An 18,151-nucleotide genomic window follows, 5' to 3' on the forward strand; every position below is an offset into this window, starting at 1 on the left:
GGCGATCACTTGGAAAGAGCAATTGGTGTCATTGACTCAGGAGTCGGCGGTTTGACCGTCGCCAAAGAAATTATGAGGCAGCTGCCGAAAGAACAAATTATTTACTTAGGCGACACCGCCCGTTGCCCGTACGGGCCGCGGCCGGTGGAAGAAGTCCGTCGATTTACGTGGCAAATGATTGATTACTTGCGGCAATATCCCTTGAAAATGCTTGTTATCGCCTGCAACACCGCGACGGCGGTCGCGCTTGACGACGTGCGGGCGAAGCTTGACATTCCTGTGCTTGGCGTTATTCATCCCGGCGCTCGCGCCGCCCTGAAAGCGACTAGGCGCGGGCACATCGGCGTCATCGGCACGATTGGCACGATCCGAAGCCGGGCGTATGAAAAGGCGCTTCAATCCATCAATCCGCGTGTCCAAGTCGAGAGCTTGGCCTGTCCGAAATTCGTTCCGCTAGTGGAAAGCGGCGACTTTGAAGGGCAGGAGGCGATGGCGATCGTCGCCGAATCGCTCGCTCCGCTCCGTCCGCTGCCGATCGATGTGCTGATTTTAGGCTGCACGCATTATCCGTTGCTCGCGCCGCTCATTCGCACGTATATGGGCAAACGCGTGAAGCTCATTTGCTCGGGTGGTGAGACGGCTCGTGAAGTGAGCGCGATTTTGCACCACAGCCAGCTCCTTTACACCGGCGAGCGCGAACCGGAGCATTTGTTTTTCACGACCGGGCCGAAAGAGCTGTTTGAAAAGATTTCCGGGAAGTGGTTTGGCAAGCCGATCGGCACGGTCGAAGCGATTCGGCTGTAACCAACAAATCCTTTAGCGTCCATGCGCTAAAGGATTTTTTTTTATTCTAATTTTGGAAAACGGCTCGTATACATAGTAGTACAAACTACGAGTAGGAGGGAACGTCAATGAAACGGACGAATCACATATGGGCGGCGCCGCTGCTCGCCTCGCTGTTGTTGCTTGGCGGCTGCGGTTTGTTTGGGCGAGATGAGGCGGTGAAGGAGATCGATCCGCCGCAAGAGACGAGTTATGTCAAAGACGGCCAAGCGCTTCAGGAAGCAACGGAAAGCCAAAAGGAAGGGAAAGAGAAAGCGAAGGCCACCGAGACGGTGAAAAGAGAGCTGTACTTGATTGACAAAAACGGCTTTGTCGTGCCGCAAACAGTGGAATTGCCGAAAACGCAGGCCGTGGCGAAACAAGTACTCGAATATTTGGTTGAAGACGGACCCGTGTCAGAAATGTTGCCGAACGGCTTCCGCGCGGTCATTCCGGCCGGAACGACGGTGCTTGGCACAAAATTGGAAAAAGACGGAACGTTGATCGCTGACTTTTCGCCGGAATTTAAAAACTATAAGCCGGAGGACGAAAAACGAATTTTGCAGTCCATTACGTGGACATTGACGCAATTTGACAATATCAAGCGCGTCAAAATCCGCATCAACGGCTACGATCAAAACGTGATGCCGGTCAATAAAACGCCGATCCAAGATGGGGTAAGCCGCGCCGATGGCATCAATATGGAAGCGAACGGCGTGCCAGACATTACGAATACGCATCCGGTCACCGTTTATTTTGTCGCCCAACAAGGGAACAGCACATACTATGTGCCGGTGACACGGCGCGTATCCAATAAAGAAAAGGATGATATCGCAGCGGCCGTCAACGAACTGATTCAAGGACCAGAGCAAGGGAGCGGGCTTGTCGGCGTCTTTCAGCCGGACGCGAAGCTTGTCGATGCCCCGAAATACGAGGATGGCAAAGTGACGCTCAACTTTAACGAAGGCATTTATGGAAGCAACAAGAAAAATGTCATTTCCGACGTCGTGTTGAATTCTCTCGTTTTGTCGCTCACGGAGCAAAAAGGAGTCGAAAGCGTGGCGATCACAGTCAATGGCAAAGCCAATCTTGTCACGGAAGACGGCAAGCCGCTCACCAAACCGGTCGCTCGGCCGCAAAACGTCAATACCGGGACATTTTAACCGGTGGGTGCTGACAGGCTGGAAACGAATAGGACGTTATGGTATAACAAAGAGGTGGAAACGTATTCCGCCTCTTTCTTTTTTTCGCTAGGCGGAAAGAAATGCGGCGTCTGGCATTCCGTTGAAGATGGAGAAAAGGAGGACTCAGTTGATGAGAGCGGACGGACGAAGCAGTTGCGAGCTGCGCCCTGTACATATACACCCGCATTACATGAAGCACGCTGAAGGGTCGGTGCTCATTGAAATCGGCGACACGAAAGTCATTTGCACGGCGACGGTCGAAGAGAAAGTGCCGTCGTTTATGCGCGGCGGCGGCAAAGGATGGATTACGGCCGAATATGGGATGCTGCCGCGGGCGACAGAGCAGCGGAATGTGAGGGAAGCGAGCAAAGGAAAAGTGTCGGGGCGGACGATGGAAATTCAGCGCTTAATCGGCCGCGCGCTTCGCTCGGTTGTTGATCTTGAACAGCTTGGCGAGCGGACCATTTGGATCGATTGCGACGTCATTCAGGCGGATGGCGGAACGCGGACGGCGTCGATCACCGGTGCGTATGTGGCGCTTGTGTTGGCGCTTGCCAAACTGGTGGAAGAAGGGAAGCTCGAGGCGCTTCCGATCCGCGATTTTCTCGCCGCTACCTCGGTCGGCATCGATCCGGAGCATGGGGTGATTCTTGATTTAGATTACAACGAGGATGCGCGGGCGAAAGTGGATATGAACGTCGTCATGACCGGAGCCGGTCAATTTGTTGAGATTCAAGGGACCGGAGAGGAAGCGGTTTTTTCGCGCGCCGAGCTCGATGAATTGCTTGAAGCGGCGCAAATAGGCATCGAGCAGCTCATCGCCGTTCAGCGCTGCGCATTGGGCGAGTGGGCGGCGCGCATCGGCGAAAAAAAAAGAAGCGGCAGAGGAGGACACAGAGTGAAGGAGATTGTCATCGCTACAAAAAATGCCGGCAAAGTGCGCGAATTCGCCGCTTTGTTCGCCAAGCGGGGCGTCGAAGTGAAATCGCTGCTTGACTTTCCGGACGCTCCGGATGTCGCAGAAACGGGAAGCACGTTTGCGGAAAATGCCGTGCTCAAAGCAGAAGCGGCGTCGCGGCGTCTAAAGCGGCCGGTGATCGCCGATGATTCCGGGCTCGTGGTCGATGCGCTCGGCGGCCGGCCGGGCGTTCATTCGGCCCGTTATGCCGGGGAAGATAAAAACGATGCACGCAACATCGCCAAGCTGCTTCGCGAGCTTGACGGGGTGCCGATGGAGCAGCGCACGGCTCGTTTTCATTGCGCGCTCGCCGTCGCGATCCCGGGGCGGCCGACCGCCGTTGTCGAAGCGACATGCGATGGTTATATCGCCGAAGCGCCGCGTGGGGAGGGGGGCTTTGGCTATGATCCGGTTTTTTACCTTCCGGAGTGGGGAAAAACGATGGCGGAGCTTGCGCCGGAGGAAAAAAATCAAATCAGTCATCGCGCCAAGGCGCTGACGAAGCTCGATGAGCAGTGGGAGGAGATCGTCAGTGGAAAGGGGCGGACGGAATGAAGGCGGTGATTGTGAGCGACAGCCATGGGCTGACTGCCGAACTTGCTGAAATTGTCAACCGTCATCGCCATGAAGCGGATTTGTTTATCCATTGCGGTGACTCGGAGTTGGAGGTGGGGGCGGACGAGATCGCCCCGTTTGCCGTCGTGCGCGGCAACTGCGATTTCGCCGCGTTTCCTGCTGAGCGCATCGAAGAGGTGGGCGGCGTTCGGTTGTTTGTCACCCACGGCCATTTATACGGGGTGAAAACGTCGCTTTTGCGTTTATCCTATCGCGCGCAAGAAACAGGGGCTCACGTCGTTTGTTTCGGCCACTCGCATTTGGCCGGCGCCGAGCAAATGGATGGGTTATTGTTCATCAACCCCGGCAGCATTGCTTTGCCGCGCGGAAGAAAAGAAAAAACGTACGCGGTGTTGACCATCGGCGGCGGGCGCGCGCATGTTCAATTTTATGAAGTGAATGGGCAGCCCGTTTCCGGAATGGAACGAACCTTTTCGATCTAAGCGGACAAAACGTCCGCTATTTTTTGTTTTTCGTCTTTGGCAGTTAGAGTGCGTCCGCTTTCTATGAGCCGCCAAGAAAGAAAAAATTTTTTGAATCGGCAAAACCTTGATTCTATCATAATGTAAGCGCATTCAAATAGTTTGACCAATCGGAATTTTCAAAAAACGTTATTGACGGCGCAAAGGTTTCGGATTATTATAATTTTCAAATAAGAGAAACGACTCAATACAATGATCGAGCCGTTCAAAGCAACTGCTGACTGATCAAGGAAGAGGGGAACCGAAGTGGGCGAACAATGGATCTTTTTAAACGGAGAATTTGTGACAAAAGAAAACGCCAAAATTTCCGTGTATGACCATGGATTTTTGTATGGCGACGGGGTATTTGAAGGCATTCGCGTCTATAGCGGCAACGTATTCCGCCTCGAAGAACATATAGATCGGCTATACAATTCAGCGAAGTCGATTTTGCTCGACATTCCGTACACGAAGGAAGAAATGATTGGCCACGTGCTCGAAACGATCCGCCGCAACGGCTATCAAGATGCGTACATCCGCCTGGTTGTTTCGCGCGGGGTCGGCGATTTAGGACTGGATCCGTACAAATGCAAAACGCCGCAAATCGTGATTATCGTCGAGCCGCTCGCGCTCTTCCCGAAACATTTATATGAAACCGGCATCGAAGTGGTGACAGTGGCGACGCGCCGCAACCGCTCTGATGTGCTGAGCCCGAAAGTCAAATCGCTCAACTACCTAAACAATGTGCTTGTCAAAATCGAGGCGCATTTGGCGAACGTAAGCGAAGCGCTGATCTTAAACGATCAAGGCTATGTCGCGGAAGGTTCGGGAGACAATGTTTTCATCATCAAAAACGGCGTCATTTACACGCCGCCTGGGTATGTCGGGGCGCTTGAAGGCATTACGCGCCAAGCGATCATCGAAATCGCGGAGGATCTCGGCTATACGGTGAAAGAGGAGCCGTTTACCCGCCATGACGTCTATGTCGCGGATGAAGTGTTTTTGACGGGGACGGCGGCCGAAGTCATTTCGGTCATTAAAGTCGATGGCCGGACGATCGGCGACGGGACGCCGGGACCGCATACCAAGCGGTTGCTTGAAGAATTCCGCCGCCGCGTGGTCGTCGAAGGAGTAAAGGTGTATCCGACGAACGCCAATGTCGGTTGATCGTCCATGACAAGTGGATAGCGAAAAAGCGTTGACGAGGATAAGTAGTCAGCGGGGTCAACATCCACAGAGAGCCGGGGGAGCTGCGAACCGGTGATGTTGCCGCTTGATGAACTCACCTCTGAGCGCCAGCCTGAACGCCGGACGGCTAGTAGGGCTGGACGAGTGGAGACGCGCGCTTCACTCGTTACCAAAATGAGCGGCCGGCTTCGGCTGGCCGCTCCTGAGGCGGCCGTCACGGCCGTGAAGAAGGGTGGTACCGCGGAAAGGAAACCTTTTCGCCCCTTTGGCTGGAAATGACAGCCATCGTGGGCGGAAAGGTTTTTTATATGGATGACAAATCACAGGGAGGATCGACGATGACAAAAATGAAAGTCGAGGAACAAGAAAAAGCGAGGACGAAGGCGAGAATGAGCGGGTCGCTGATGCTCATTGAAGCGCTCAAGGAAGAAAAAGTCGAAGTCATCTTCGGCTATCCGGGGGGGGCGGTGCTCCCGCTGTATGACGAGTTGTATAAAGCCGGCGTGTTCCACGTGCTGACGCGGCATGAGCAAGGGGCCATCCATGCGGCGGAAGGATATGCGCGCATTTCTGGAAAACCAGGGGTCGTCATCGCCACCTCCGGCCCGGGAGCGACCAACATCGTCACCGGGTTGACCGACGCGATGATGGATTCGCTGCCGCTCGTCGTCTTTACCGGGCAAGTGGCCACGAGCGTCATCGGCTCGGATGCGTTTCAGGAGGCGGACGTTGTCGGCATTACGATGCCGATTACGAAACACAACTACCAAGTGCGCGACATCAGCGAGCTGCCGAGAATCATTAAAGAGGCGTTTCACATCGCGACGACCGGGCGCCCCGGACCGGTGTTGATCGATATTCCAAAAGACATTACGACGGCCGAAGGGGAGTTTGATTACGATCAAGACGTTCATTTGCCTGGCTATCAGCCGACGACGCAGCCGAACCATTGGCAAATCCGCCGGCTTGTCGAGGCGGTCAGCCAATCAAAGCGGCCGGTCATTTTAGCCGGCGCTGGCGTCTTGCACGCCAATGCGTCCAATGAATTGCGGCAATACGCCGAACAGCAAAACATTCCGGTCATTCATACGCTCCTTGGCCTTGGCGGTTTCCCGGCCGACCATCCGCTGTTTTTAGGCATGGCTGGCATGCACGGTACGTATACGGCGAATATGGCGCTGTGTGAATGCGATTTGCTCATCAACATCGGCGCCCGCTTCGATGACCGGGTCACCGGCAATTTAAAATATTTCGCGCCGAAAGCGACCGTCGCCCATATCGACATCGATCCGGCGGAAATCGGCAAAAACGTGCCGACGAAAATTCCAATCGTCAGCGATGCGAAAGCCGCCTTGCAAGAGCTGATCGCCCAGCAAGGCAAGCCGGCGGACACCGCGGCGTGGCTTGAGCAGCTTGACGAATGGAAGCGGCGCTTCCCGCTCCATTATGAGCCGGAAGCCGGCACGATCAAACCGCAAAAACTGATCGAGATGATCTATGAAATGACAAACGGCGAGGCGATCGTGACGACGGACGTCGGCCAGCATCAAATGTGGGCGGCGCAATATTACAAGTTCAACCGGCCGCACCGGTGGGTGACGTCCGGGGGGCTCGGCACGATGGGCTTCGGGCTTCCGGCAGCGATCGGCGCCCAGCTCGCCGACCGGAGCGCTACGGTCGTTTCGATCGTCGGCGACGGCGGCTTCCAAATGACGTTCCAAGAACTGTCGGTCATCCAGGAGCTAGGGCTGCCGATCAAAATCGTCATCGTCAACAACCAGGCGCTCGGCATGGTGCGGCAATGGCAGGAGCTGTTCTATGACAAACGGTACTCCCATTCGCTCATTCCGAACCAACCGGATTTCGTCAAGCTTGCCGAAGCATACGGGATGCCAGGTCTGCGGGCGAAGACGGAGGCGGAAGCGGCCGAAGTGTTAAAACAAGCGTTTGCGATGGATGGGCCGGTGCTGCTTGATTTCCATGTCCGCGCCGACGAGAACGTCTATCCGATGGTGGCGCCCGGCAAAGGGCTTCATGAAATGGTGGGGGTGAAAGCATGCGAAGAATCATCACGATGACAGTCAACAACCGCCCCGGCGTCTTAAACCGCATTACCGGGTTGTTTACAAAGCGGCATTACAATATCGAAAGCATTACGGTCGGGCATACGGAAATCGAGGGCGTTTCGCGGATGACGTTCGTCGTCAACGTTGACGATGAACGGACGGCGGAGCAAATCATTAAGCAGCTGAACAAGCAGATTGATGTGTTGAAGGTGAATGACATCACCGACCAAGCGATCGTCGCCCGCGAGCTGGCGCTCATTAAAGTTGCCGCTCCTCCGGCGGTCCGCCAGGAAATTTACACGCTCATCGAGCCGTTCCGCGCCTCGATCGTCGACGTAAGCAAAGACAGCCTCGTCATTCAAGTGACCGGCGAGCCGGAGAAAGTCGAGGCGTTGATTGAACTATTGCGCCCGTATGGCATTAAGGAAGTGGCGCGCACGGGAACAACCGCGTTCACCCGCGGGGCGCAAAAAGCGACGACGAACCAAAAAACAGCGTTTATTATTTAACAGCTATCATACAAAACAGCGCTGATTGTTTCATGGAACCGCCAAACAAGGGGCGGCCAAGCTCTACAAAAAGAGAAAAAAATGGTACTTGGCTGTTGCGATCACATTTGAAGTCCAACAATGGGAAGAAACCAAGGTAATGGGCGTTGATTTGGGACTTCGTTATATCGCCGTTGCCAGTGTTGGAACTTGGGCGTTGTCTGAACCAGAAATGGATGAGGGCGTTAACGACCCAAGAATCCCACGCCTTTAGGCGTGTGGAGTGTCAAACTACAGGACAAAGGAGAGGGTAATCATGGCAAAAGTCTACTATAACGGGGATGCAAACGAACAATATTTGCAAGGGAAAACGGTCGCGATCATCGGCTACGGCTCGCAAGGCCACGCCCATGCGCAAAACTTGCGCGACAGCGGTGTCCGCGTCATCGTTGGATTACGAAAAGGAAAATCATGGGAACAAGCGGAACAAGACGGCTTTGACGTATACTCGGTCCGCGAAGCGGCGAAGCAGGCTGATATCGTCATGGTGCTGCTGCCGGATGAGAAGCAGCCGGCCGTGTACAAAGAGGAAATCGAGCCGGAACTCGAGCCAGGCAATGCGCTTGTGTTTGCGCACGGCTTTAACATCCATTTCAGCCAAATCGTCCCGCCGAATCATGTTGACGTCTTCTTGGTTGCGCCGAAAGGCCCAGGCCATCTCGTGCGGCGCACATATACGGAAGGAGCGGGCGTGCCGGCGCTCATCGCCGTCTACCAAGATGTGACCGGACACGCGAAAGAAACGGCGCTCGCCTACGCGAAAGCGATCGGCGCTGCTCGAGCTGGGGTGTTGGAGACGACGTTCAAAGAAGAGACGGAAACCGACTTGTTCGGTGAACAAGCGGTGCTGTGCGGTGGGCTGACGGCGCTCATCAAAGCCGGGTTTGAAACGCTCGTTGAAGCCGGGTATCAGCCGGAAGTCGCCTATTTTGAGTGTTTGCATGAGATGAAGCTCATCGTCGATCTCCTTTACGAAGGCGGTTTGTCGTGGATGCGCTATTCGATTTCCGATACGGCGCAATGGGGCGACTTTATCACCGGCCCGCGCATTATTAACGACGCTGTGAAAGCGGAAATGAAAAAGGTGTTGCATGACATTCAAACCGGCAAATTCGCGAAGAGCTGGATTTTGGAAAACCAAGCGAACCGTCCGGAGTTCAACGCCATCAACCGGCGTGAGAATGAGCATTTGATTGAGATTGTCGGACGCGAACTGCGAAGCATGATGCCGTTTGTGAAGGCAAAACAAATCGAGGCGGTGGTGCCAGGTGCGAAAAATTAAGTTTTTTGATACCACATTGCGCGATGGGGAACAATCTGCTGGTGTGAACTTGAATTTGCAAGAAAAGTTGGAAATTGCCCGTCAGCTTGAACGGCTGCGGGTTGACATCATCGAGGCGGGTTTCCCCGCCTCATCGAAAGGCGATTTTGAGGCGGTCAAACAAATCGCCGAAACGGTGAGAACATGCTCGGTCACCGGGCTGTCGCGCTCGGTCCGAAGCGATATTGATGCGGCGTGGGAGGCGTTAAAAGGCGGCGCGGAGCCGCGGCTCCACCTATTCATCGCCACCTCGCCGATCCATATGGTGCATAAATTGCGGATGACGCCGGAACAAGTGATTGAAGCGGCGGTTGAGGCGGTGAAATACGCGAAGCGCTTTTTCCCGATCGTCCAATGGTCGGCGGAAGATGCGTGCCGAAGCGAGTTGCCGTTTTTGGCGAAAATCGTCGCCGAAGTGATCAAAGCCGGCGCCTCGGTGATCAACATTCCGGATACGGTCGGCTATATTACGCCGAAAGAATACGGGGAAATTTTCCTCTATTTGCAAAACAATGTTCCGAATATTGAAAATGTTTCACTCTCCGCTCATTGTCATGATGACTTGGGCATGGCGGTGGTGAACTCGCTATCGGCCATTGAACATGGAGCGACGCAGGTCGAGTGCACGATCAACGGCATCGGCGAGCGGGCCGGCAATGCGGCGCTTGAGGAAATCGCTGTCGCCCTTCACATCCGCAAAGACTACTATCAAGTGGAAACGCGCCTCAATTTGCAGGAAATTAAGCGCACAAGCAATCTTGTCAGCAAGCTGACCGGGGTCGTCGTTCCACCCAACAAAGCGGTCGTCGGCAAAAATGCGTTTGCGCATGAATCGGGCATCCATCAAGACGGCGTCTTAAAAGAAAAAACGACATACGAAATCATTTCGCCGGAGCTCGTCGGCGTGCCGTCGAATTCGATGGTGCTCGGCAAACATTCCGGCCGCCATGCGCTTCGCAACCGGGTCGAGGAGCTCGGCTACACATTGTCCGATGAAGAAATCAATCAGCTGTTTGTCCGTTTTAAAGAATTGGCGGACAAAAAGAAGGACATTACCGACGACGATTTAATCGCGTTGATTTTCGAAGAGAAGTTCGACCACTTTAAAGATTTTTACCAATTGTCTTCCATCCAAGTGCAATACGGGACGAATCAAATTCCGACAGCGGTAGTTGTACTGAAAGACGGGAAGGGGAATGAAATCCAAGAAGCGGCGACCGGCGCCGGCAGCGTCGAGGCGCTGTACAATACATTGGAACGTTGCTTCCAAACGCCGGTGACGCTGCTTGACTACCGGATCGAATCGGTCGGCGGCGGCCGCGATGCGTTGGCCCAAGTGTTCGTCAAAGTGCGCGCCCATGACATCGAGACGAGCGGGCGCGGCACTGCACAAGACGTGTTGGAAGCATCGGCGAAAGCGTACATCAACGCCATCAACCGTGTGTTTATGATCGAAGCGATGCGCGGCGAAAACGAGAAAGTGGCAACACCATAAAACGGGGGGATTCAGAATGGGAAACTATCGGATTGCCGTCTTGCCAGGGGATGGCATCGGCAAAGAAGTGACGTCCGGAGCGGTCGAGGTATTGAAAGCGGTCGGCATCCGGTTTGGCCACGAGTTTACGTTTGAATATGGATTGATCGGTGGAGCGGCGATCGATGAGGCGGGGACGCCGCTCCCCGAGGAAACGCTCCGCCTTTGCCGAGAAAGCGATGCGGTGCTGCTTGGGGCGGTCGGCGGTCCGAAGTGGGATGACCACCCTCCGCATTTGCGCCCGGAAAAAGGATTGCTTGCCATTCGCAAGCAGCTCGACTTATATGCCAACTTGCGGCCGGTTGTTTGCTATGACAGTTTGGTTTCCGCTTCGCCGTTAAAACCGGATCTCGTGCAAGGCGTCGATTTTGTCATCGTCCGCGAGCTGACCGGCGGCATTTACTTCGGCCAGCCGAGCGGCCGCGTCATCGAAAACGGCGAAGAAAAAGCAGTGGACACCTTGTTATATAAAAAGGAAGAAATTGAGCGGATCGTCCGCATGGCGTTTATACTCGCACGCGGGCGGAAGAAAAAAGTGACTTCGGTCGACAAGGCGAACGTCCTTTCGTCAAGCCGTCTATGGCGGGAAGTGGCCGAAGAGGTGGCGAAGCAGTTTCCGGACGTCACGCTTGAGCATATGCTTGTTGACAATGCCGCGATGCAGCTCATCCGCGCGCCGAAGCAGTTTGATGTCATTGTGACAGAAAACATGTTTGGCGACATTTTAAGCGATGAAGCCTCCATGTTGTCCGGTTCGCTCGGGATGCTGCCGTCAGCCAGCTTATCCGCTTCCGGTCCGAGCTTGTATGAGCCGGTGCACGGTTCAGCGCCTGATATCGCCGGCATGAACAAAGCCAATCCGATTGCGGCGATTTTGTCAGCCGCGATGATGCTTCGCCTGTCGTTCGGGCTCACCGCGGAAGCGGAGGCGGTAGAGCACGCGGTGCGGCAGGCGCTCGCCCTAGGTTTGCGCACCGCCGACTTGGCGTCAAGCGGCGGCCGCATCGTATCAACGAACGAAATGGTCGAAGAAATCAAAACGGCGGTGCTGGATTATACGGCCATTGCTCAAATTATGACCGTTTATGCCTAAGACGTGCGAGGTGAAAGCCAATGAAGCCGAAAACGATCATCGATAAAATTTGGGAAAATCACGTCGTCTACCGTGAGGAGGGCAAACCGGATTTATTGTACATCGATTTGCACTTAGTGCATGAAGTGACCTCGCCGCAAGCGTTTGAAGGGTTGCGGCAAAAAGGGCGGAAGGTGCGGCGGCCGGATTTGACCTTTGCGACGATGGACCATAACGTGCCGACCGTTAACCGATTTGTGATTACCGACGAAGTGGCGCGCAACCAAATCGCTGCGCTTGAGCGCAACTGCCGCGAGTTCGGCATTCCGCTCGCCGACCTAAACAGCGAAGAGCAAGGAATCGTTCACGTCATCGGCCCAGAGCTCGGTTTAACCCAGCCGGGAAAAACGATCGTTTGCGGCGACAGCCATACGTCGACGCACGGGGCGTTTGGCGCCTTGGCGTTTGGCATCGGCACGAGCGAAGTCGAGCATGTATTGGCTACACAAACGCTTTGGCAGCATAAGCCGAAAACGCTGCAAATCTGCATCAACGGCCGCCTCGGCAAAGGAGTGACCGCCAAAGACGTCATCTTGGCCATTATCGGCCGCTATGGCGTTGGCGTCGGCACCGGTTATATTATCGAATTTACAGGCGAAGCGATCCGACGCATGTCGATGGAAGAGCGAATGACGATTTGCAACATGTCGATTGAAGCTGGGGCGAGAGCCGGCCTCATCAGCCCGGATGAAACAACGTTTGCCTATTTGCGCGGCCGCAAATATGCGCCAAAAGGCGAGGAGTTTGACAAGGCGGTGGAACGGTGGCGGGCGCTTGCAAGCGATGAGGGGGCGGAATACGATAAAACGATTGAAATCGATGCGTCGACGATCGCTCCGATGGTGACGTGGGGGACGAACCCCGCGATGAGCACTTCCGTCGATGGCGTCGTGCCGCATCCCGAGCAATTTGAAAGCAAAACAGAGCAAAACGCGGTGCGCCGGGCGCTTGAGTACATGGGGCTTGAGCCGGGCACGCCGATTACGGATATTCCGGTGCAGCACGTCTTCATCGGTTCGTGCACTAACTCACGCCTCAGCGATTTGCGCGCGGCGGCGAGCATCGTGAAAGGGAAAAAAGTGGCTCCGGGTGTACGGGCGCTCGTCGTGCCTGGATCGCAGCAAGTGAAAAAACAAGCCGAAGCGGAAGGGTTGGCGCAAATTTTCATCGACGCCGGTTTTGAATGGCGCGACTCCGGCTGCAGCGCCTGTTTGGGCATGAACCCGGATATCATCCCAGAAGGCGAGCACTGTGCGTCAACATCGAACCGCAACTTTGAAGGGCGGCAAGGAAAAGGGGCGCGCACGCATCTCGTCAGCCCGGTGATGGCCGCGGCGGCTGCGATTTACGGACATTTTGTCGATGTGCGCCAGCTTGAAGCCGAGCCGGTCTGTTAAATTGACGATCGTGATGGCAAAAGAGGCGGCGCGGCATCCTAGGAAGCCGAGCTCCTTTGCCATCAGTGACATCCATAACGGAAGGGGGAAAGGACGATGAAGCCGTTTACGATCCATCGCGGAAAAACCGCCGGCATCGATCGGGCGAATATTGATACCGATCAAATCATTCCAAAGCAGTTTTTGAAACGGATTGAACGCACCGGCTTTGGCCAGTTTCTCTTTTACGATTGGCGGTATTTGAGCGACGGCACGCCAAATCCGGAGTTTGAGCTCAACCGCCCGGAAAACGAAGGGGCGACGATTTTAGTTGCCGACGAAAATTTCGGTTGCGGTTCATCGCGCGAACATGCGCCGTGGGCGCTGCAAGATTACGGATTCCGCGTAATCATTGCCCCATCGTTTGCCGACATTTTTTACAACAACTGCTTAAAAAATGGGCTGTTGCCGATCCGGCTGGATAAAGAGGATGTCCGCTACTTGCTGCGCCAAAGCGAGCGCGCAGACTATGAACTGACGGTTTCGCTTGAAGAACAGCGGGTATTTGACGATGAAGGATTTTCGCGTCCGTTTGACATTGACCCGTATCGAAAACAGCTGTTGCTAAAAGGATGGGACGAAATTGATTTGACGTTTGTGTACGAAGCGCATATCGCTGCCTACGAAAGACGGCATTGTCCACGGCCGTAAGCGCCATGTGTTCCGGGCGGCAAGGAGAGATGGGTTGCTCTGCCAATCGGCGGGAGCAGCCTTTTTCGTGTTTGACGGCGCCTGCGTCCAGGGGCCGGCTGCTTTTTGGCAAACAAGCGGTTTGTGTTACCCAGCAAGGCGCGGGTTGTTTCGCGAGGGAAAACTTGTTACACTGATGGTAAATGCAAATGGGAGCGGGCGAAGATGGCCGGGAAAAAAGGAAAAATCATCATGTTTCCGCAAACGAAAGAACGGCTGATGGAAGAGGCGTTTGCTGCGCTCGAGGCGAAGCGGTATAAAGAAGCGCTCCGCTTTTTGCGCGCCGCCGAACAGCTTGGCGACCACAGCTTTCCGGTTCGGCTTGGGTTGGCTGTCTGTTGCTATGAGCTTGGGGAATATGATGAGGCGGAGCGGCGTCTTGCCGGTTTGCTTGACGAGCGACCGGGCAACGGTGAACTGTTGCAAATGTATATTGCCATATTGTTGCAAACGAATCGATACAGCAAGGCCGAAACCGTGATCCGCCACGCCTTGCGCCGTCCGTCGTTATCCGTTTCGCTGCGCGAACAGCTTCACCAGCTGCTTCGATTCAGTGAAAAAATGAATGCCCGCACGCTTCCGCCCGCGGAGTGGAAGCGGGTGAGACGGCTGCTTGAGTCCGGGGACATTGCTGAGCAGCTGCAACTGATTAAACAACTGGAAAAAGAAGACATCGATCCGGTGCTGCCGTTGCTCAAGCAATATTTACGCGCACCGGAAAAAAGCCCGATGGCGAAAACGATGCTTCTTCGCCTGTTGACAGGGAAGCGAGTCAATGAAACGGTGACGGTTGAAAAATTTGGCCGTTGCATGGAGGTTGTCCCGTCAGCGTTGGACGAACAGACGGAAACGGAATTTGCTTCATCGCTGCTGGGTCGGCTTGAACAGCAGCTCGCGGCGGAAAGCCCGAGTTTGTACGAAACGGCGGCGGAAATTTGGCTTCGCTATGCATATGTGTTGTACCCGTTTCCGCCGGAGCCGGCGGATGCAGCGGCCTGGCTTGCTGCTCTCCATTGGATGGCGAGCCGATTTTTAGGCTTGGATGCTGACGCGACCGCCTTGGCCGACCGCTACGGTGTGGAGGCGGCGGAGATGGCAAGGCTTTGCCAAAAGCTATACGAAATAGAGGAACTTTCCTCCCTCTAATGGCTCGTTCTCTGTTGAAACATGGCTGTTGTATGTTATAATATAATGGCTGTGCTATGTATCTGTTTTCGCATACTTGTCTACATAATCGGGCATCATAAAAAGATCTGGACAAGCGGAGTGCGCTATGGTCCGAGCAATGATTTCAGGTGGAGGGAACAAGGATGTCAGTCAAATGGGAAAAGCTTGAAGGGAACGAAGGCGTATTGACCGTTGAGGTTGACGCCGAGAAAGTGAACAAAGGCTTGGACGCCGCGTTTAAAAAAGTGGTGAAAAACATCACGCTTCCGGGCTTCCGCAAGGGGAAAGTGCCGCGCGTTCTGTTTGAAAAACGCTTCGGCGTCGAAGCGCTCTATCAAGATGCGCTCGACATTTTGCTGCCAGAGGCGTATGCCAAAGCCGTCGAAGAGGCAGGCATCGAACCGGTGTCAATGCCGGAGATTGACATTGAGCAAATGGAAAAAGGCAAAAGCTTAATTTTCAAAGCGAAAGTGACCGTAAAGCCGGAAGTGAAGCTCGGTCAATACAAAGGGCTTGAAGTGGAAAAAATGGATACAACCGTGACGGACGAAGATGTCGAAAACGAACTGAAACGCCTGCAAGAAGATTACGCTGAACTTGTCGTGAAAGAAGACGGGACAGTGGAAAACGGTGATACGGTCGTCATCGATTTCGAAGGATTTGTCGACGGCGAGCCGTTTGAAGGCGGCAAGGCGGAGAACTATTCGCTTGAAATCGGCTCTGGAACGTTCATTCCGGGGTTTGAAGAACAGCTTGTTGGCATGAAAGCCGGCGAGGAAAAAGAAATCCAAGTCACATTCCCGGATGAATACCACGCAAAGCAATTGGCCGGCAAACCGGCGACGTTTAAAGTGCAAGTGCATGAAGTGAAAGCGAAACAGTTGCCGGCGCTTGACGATGAGTTTGCCAAAGACGTCGATGAAGAAGTCGAAACGCTTGACGAACTGAAGGCGAAAATTCGCGCCCGTTTGGAAGAGGCGAAAAAGAACGAGGCGGAGACTGCCTTGCGCAATGCGGTTGTCGAAAAAGCGGCAGCCAACGCCGAAATGGATATTCCAGAGGTCATGATCAAAAATGAAACAGACCGGATGCTTCGCGAATTTGACCAACGCCTGCAAATGCAAGGTCTGAACTTGCAGTTGTATTACCAATTCTCCGGCCAAGATGAAGCGTCGTTGCGCGAGCAAATGAAAGAAGATGCCGAAAAACGGGTGCGCGCGGCGTTGACGCTTGAAGCGATCGCGAAGGCCGAAAACATTGAAGTAACCGACGAGGAAGTAAACAAAGAGCTCGAAAAAATGGCGGAAGCCTACAAGCTGAGCGTGGACAAGCTGAAAGAGCTGCTCGGCAGCTTAGATGGCGTCAAAGAAGATTTGAAATGGCGGAAAACAGTCGATTTTCTTGTAGAGCACAGCAAGGTTGCGGCATAATATATCTTAAGGAAAGAACAAGGCGCGAGACGTTCGTGCCTTGTTCTTTATCCACAACAATGGCGCCTGAGCGGCAATTTTCAAACTTTTCTAAACAAATAACAGTTTTTTCATTCGCTTTTTCAGGAACATTTATGGTAAAATAGCGAATACATACGTTTTTACGACATAAGAGATGGCGGAAATGGATACATAAGCAGGCGCGATTTCGTTGGCAAGGGGTGAATGATATGTTTAAATTCAATGATGAAAAAGGGCAGTTGAAATGCTCGTTCTGCGGCAAAACACAGGATCAAGTGCGAAAGCTCGTTGCCGGTCCGGGGGTTTACATTTGCGACGAGTGCATTGAGCTATGCACGGAAATTGTTGAAGAGGAGCTCGGCAATGAAGAGGAATTTGAATTTAAAGACGTGCCGAAACCGTTGGAAATTCGGGAAATTCTAGATGAGTACGTCATCGGTCAAGATGAGGCGAAAAAATCGCTCGCCGTTGCTGTTTACAATCATTATAAACGGATCAATTCCGGCAGCAAAATCGATGATGTCGAGCTGTCGAAAAGCAACATTTTAATGATCGGGCCGACCGGGAGCGGGAAAACGCTGCTGGCGCAAACATTGGCGCGCATTTTGAACGTGCCGTTTGCCATCGCCGATGCCACCTCGCTTACAGAGGCCGGCTATGTTGGCGAAGACGTCGAAAACATTTTGTTAAAGCTCATCCAAGCGGCTGATTATGACGTCGAACGGGCGGAAAAAGGCATTATCTACATCGATGAAATTGACAAAATCGCCCGCAAATCGGAAAACCCTTCCATCACTCGCGACGTATCCGGCGAAGGGGTGCAACAGGCGCTGTTGAAAATTTTAGAAGGCACCATTGCCAGCGTTCCGCCGCAGGGCGGCCGCAAACATCCGCATCAAGAATTCATTCAAATCGATACGACGAACATTTTGTTCATTTGCGGTGGAGCGTTTGATGGCATTGAGCCGATCATCAAGCGCCGTCTTGGCAAAAAAGTGATCGGTTTTGGCGCGGAAATGAACCAGACGGATGTCGACGAGAAAAACTTGTTGTCGAAAGTGCTGCCGGAAGACTTGCTCAAATTCGGACTTATTCCGGAGTTCATCGGCCGTCTGCCGGTCATTACGACGCTCGAGCCGCTCGACGAACAGGCGTTGATCGACATTTTGACGAAACCGAAAAATGCCATTGTGAAGCAATACCAAAAAATGCTTGAGCTTGACGGCGTTGAGCTCGAGTTTGAAGAAGCGGCGCTCCGTGAAATCGCGAAAAAAGCGATTGAGCGGAAAACGGGCGCGCGTGGCCTTCGCTCGATCATCGAAGGCATTATGCTCGATGTGATGTTTGAGCTGCCGTCGCGCGAAGATGTGCAAAAGTGCATCATCACGCTCGACACGGTGCGCGGCACAAAGCCGCCGACGCTGATCCGTCATGATGGCACCGTCATCGAGCTGGAACGGAAAACATCTGCCTGATGGGAAAACCGCCTTTTTTCGGCGGTTTCTTTTTTTGCCGCCCATGCCCTGGGCGCCGGTCGGCGCTTTTTTGGTTTATTCCCGCCAGTTCGCGGAGATACTA

Annotated in this window: 15 protein-coding genes, 2 pseudogenes and 1 other annotated feature; all 17 genes and pseudogenes read left to right on the forward strand. The window is 53.9% G+C overall.

The window, feature by feature from the left end; translation table 11 throughout:
- Window positions 1-9: 9 nt before the first annotated feature.
- Window positions 10-804 carry a glutamate racemase gene (racE, locus tag GC56T3_RS04490; protein ID WP_011232143.1) on the forward strand — a complete coding sequence of 265 codons (795 nt, stop codon included), beginning with the start codon at window positions 10-12 and terminating at the stop codon, window positions 802-804.
- A gap of 107 nt (window positions 805-911) precedes the next feature.
- Window positions 912-1,985, forward strand: coding sequence for a GerMN domain-containing protein (locus GC56T3_RS04495; RefSeq protein WP_013144570.1), 1,074 nt, complete (start codon window positions 912-914; stop codon window positions 1,983-1,985).
- Window positions 1,986-2,136: 151 nt separating this feature from the next.
- Window positions 2,137-2,877: pseudogene (gene rph, locus GC56T3_RS19875) on the forward strand (ribonuclease PH); the annotation flags it as partial.
- Window positions 2,878-2,904: 27 nt separating this feature from the next.
- A complete protein-coding gene (locus tag GC56T3_RS19880; RefSeq protein WP_013524265.1) occupies window positions 2,905-3,519 on the forward strand; it encodes an XTP/dITP diphosphatase in 615 nt (204 codons plus the stop codon).
- Window positions 3,516-4,022, forward strand: coding sequence for a metallophosphoesterase family protein (locus GC56T3_RS04505; protein WP_041468241.1), 507 nt, complete (start codon window positions 3,516-3,518; stop codon window positions 4,020-4,022). Before GC56T3_RS19880 ends, GC56T3_RS04505 begins: the two co-directional genes overlap by 4 nt.
- A gap of 285 nt (window positions 4,023-4,307) precedes the next feature.
- Window positions 4,308-5,207: a branched-chain-amino-acid transaminase gene (gene ilvE / locus GC56T3_RS04510; RefSeq protein ID WP_011232138.1), complete on the forward strand. Its 900-nt coding sequence runs from the start codon at window positions 4,308-4,310 to the stop codon at window positions 5,205-5,207.
- Window positions 5,208-5,229: 22 nt separating this feature from the next.
- Window positions 5,230-5,496 (forward strand) — a binding site (T-box leader).
- 70 nt (window positions 5,497-5,566) lie between these two features.
- Window positions 5,567-7,306, forward strand: coding sequence for an acetolactate synthase large subunit (gene ilvB / locus GC56T3_RS04520; protein WP_013144573.1), 1,740 nt, complete (start codon window positions 5,567-5,569; stop codon window positions 7,304-7,306).
- Window positions 7,285-7,803 (forward strand): acetolactate synthase small subunit, encoded by a 519-nt coding sequence (ilvN, locus tag GC56T3_RS04525; protein ID WP_013144574.1) that lies wholly within the window; start codon window positions 7,285-7,287, stop codon window positions 7,801-7,803. Before ilvB ends, ilvN begins: the two co-directional genes overlap by 22 nt.
- A gap of 25 nt (window positions 7,804-7,828) precedes the next feature.
- A pseudogene (locus GC56T3_RS04530) lies at window positions 7,829-8,002 on the forward strand (RNA-guided endonuclease TnpB family protein); the annotation flags it as partial.
- A gap of 96 nt (window positions 8,003-8,098) precedes the next feature.
- Window positions 8,099-9,124, forward strand: a complete 1,026-nt coding sequence (ilvC, locus tag GC56T3_RS04535) for a ketol-acid reductoisomerase (RefSeq protein WP_013144575.1) — start codon at window positions 8,099-8,101, stop codon at window positions 9,122-9,124.
- The gene (locus tag GC56T3_RS04540; protein WP_011232134.1) at window positions 9,111-10,658 is read left to right on the forward strand and encodes a 2-isopropylmalate synthase; all 1,548 of its coding nucleotides are present in this window, start codon (window positions 9,111-9,113) and stop codon (window positions 10,656-10,658) included. Before ilvC ends, GC56T3_RS04540 begins: the two co-directional genes overlap by 14 nt.
- A 16-nt stretch (window positions 10,659-10,674) precedes the next feature.
- On the forward strand, window positions 10,675-11,790 hold the full coding sequence (gene leuB, locus GC56T3_RS04545) for a 3-isopropylmalate dehydrogenase (protein WP_013144576.1): 1,116 nt from the start codon (window positions 10,675-10,677) through the stop codon (window positions 11,788-11,790).
- A 20-nt stretch (window positions 11,791-11,810) separates the two neighbouring features.
- The gene (leuC, locus tag GC56T3_RS04550; RefSeq protein ID WP_013144577.1) at window positions 11,811-13,226 is read left to right on the forward strand and encodes a 3-isopropylmalate dehydratase large subunit; all 1,416 of its coding nucleotides are present in this window, start codon (window positions 11,811-11,813) and stop codon (window positions 13,224-13,226) included.
- 96 nt (window positions 13,227-13,322) lie between these two features.
- Window positions 13,323-13,916, forward strand: coding sequence for a 3-isopropylmalate dehydratase small subunit (gene leuD / locus GC56T3_RS04555; protein WP_011232131.1), 594 nt, complete (start codon window positions 13,323-13,325; stop codon window positions 13,914-13,916).
- 204 nt (window positions 13,917-14,120) lie between these two features.
- Window positions 14,121-15,101, forward strand: coding sequence for a M48 family metallopeptidase (locus GC56T3_RS04560; protein ID WP_013144578.1), 981 nt, complete (start codon window positions 14,121-14,123; stop codon window positions 15,099-15,101).
- A 164-nt stretch (window positions 15,102-15,265) separates the two neighbouring features.
- The gene (gene tig / locus GC56T3_RS04565) at window positions 15,266-16,552 is read left to right on the forward strand and encodes a trigger factor (RefSeq protein WP_013144579.1); all 1,287 of its coding nucleotides are present in this window, start codon (window positions 15,266-15,268) and stop codon (window positions 16,550-16,552) included.
- Window positions 16,553-16,782: 230 nt separating this feature from the next.
- A complete protein-coding gene (clpX, locus tag GC56T3_RS04570; protein WP_011232128.1) occupies window positions 16,783-18,048 on the forward strand; it encodes an ATP-dependent protease ATP-binding subunit ClpX in 1,266 nt (421 codons plus the stop codon).
- The last annotated feature ends 103 nt before the right edge of the window (window positions 18,049-18,151 follow it).

Source organism: Geobacillus sp. C56-T3, from assembly GCF_000092445.1.
In the GTDB taxonomy this organism is placed as follows: domain Bacteria; phylum Bacillota; class Bacilli; order Bacillales; family Anoxybacillaceae; genus Geobacillus; species Geobacillus thermoleovorans.

Coding starts and splice junctions, on each gene's coding strand:
- GC56T3_RS04495 (WP_013144570.1), top strand. CDS start 912: ATGAAACGGACGAATCACATATGGGCGGCGCCGCTGCTCGCCTCGCTG.
- GC56T3_RS04505 (WP_041468241.1), top strand. CDS start 3,516: ATGAAGGCGGTGATTGTGAGCGACAGCCATGGGCTGACTGCCGAACTT.
- ilvB (WP_013144573.1), top strand. CDS start 5,567: ATGACAAAAATGAAAGTCGAGGAACAAGAAAAAGCGAGGACGAAGGCG.
- ilvN (WP_013144574.1), top strand. CDS start 7,285: ATGCGAAGAATCATCACGATGACAGTCAACAACCGCCCCGGCGTCTTA.
- ilvC (WP_013144575.1), top strand. CDS start 8,099: ATGGCAAAAGTCTACTATAACGGGGATGCAAACGAACAATATTTGCAA.
- leuB (WP_013144576.1), top strand. CDS start 10,675: ATGGGAAACTATCGGATTGCCGTCTTGCCAGGGGATGGCATCGGCAAA.
- leuC (WP_013144577.1), top strand. CDS start 11,811: ATGAAGCCGAAAACGATCATCGATAAAATTTGGGAAAATCACGTCGTC.
- leuD (WP_011232131.1), top strand. CDS start 13,323: ATGAAGCCGTTTACGATCCATCGCGGAAAAACCGCCGGCATCGATCGG.
- GC56T3_RS04560 (WP_013144578.1), top strand. CDS start 14,121: ATGGCCGGGAAAAAAGGAAAAATCATCATGTTTCCGCAAACGAAAGAA.
- tig (WP_013144579.1), top strand. CDS start 15,266: ATGTCAGTCAAATGGGAAAAGCTTGAAGGGAACGAAGGCGTATTGACC.
- clpX (WP_011232128.1), top strand. CDS start 16,783: ATGTTTAAATTCAATGATGAAAAAGGGCAGTTGAAATGCTCGTTCTGC.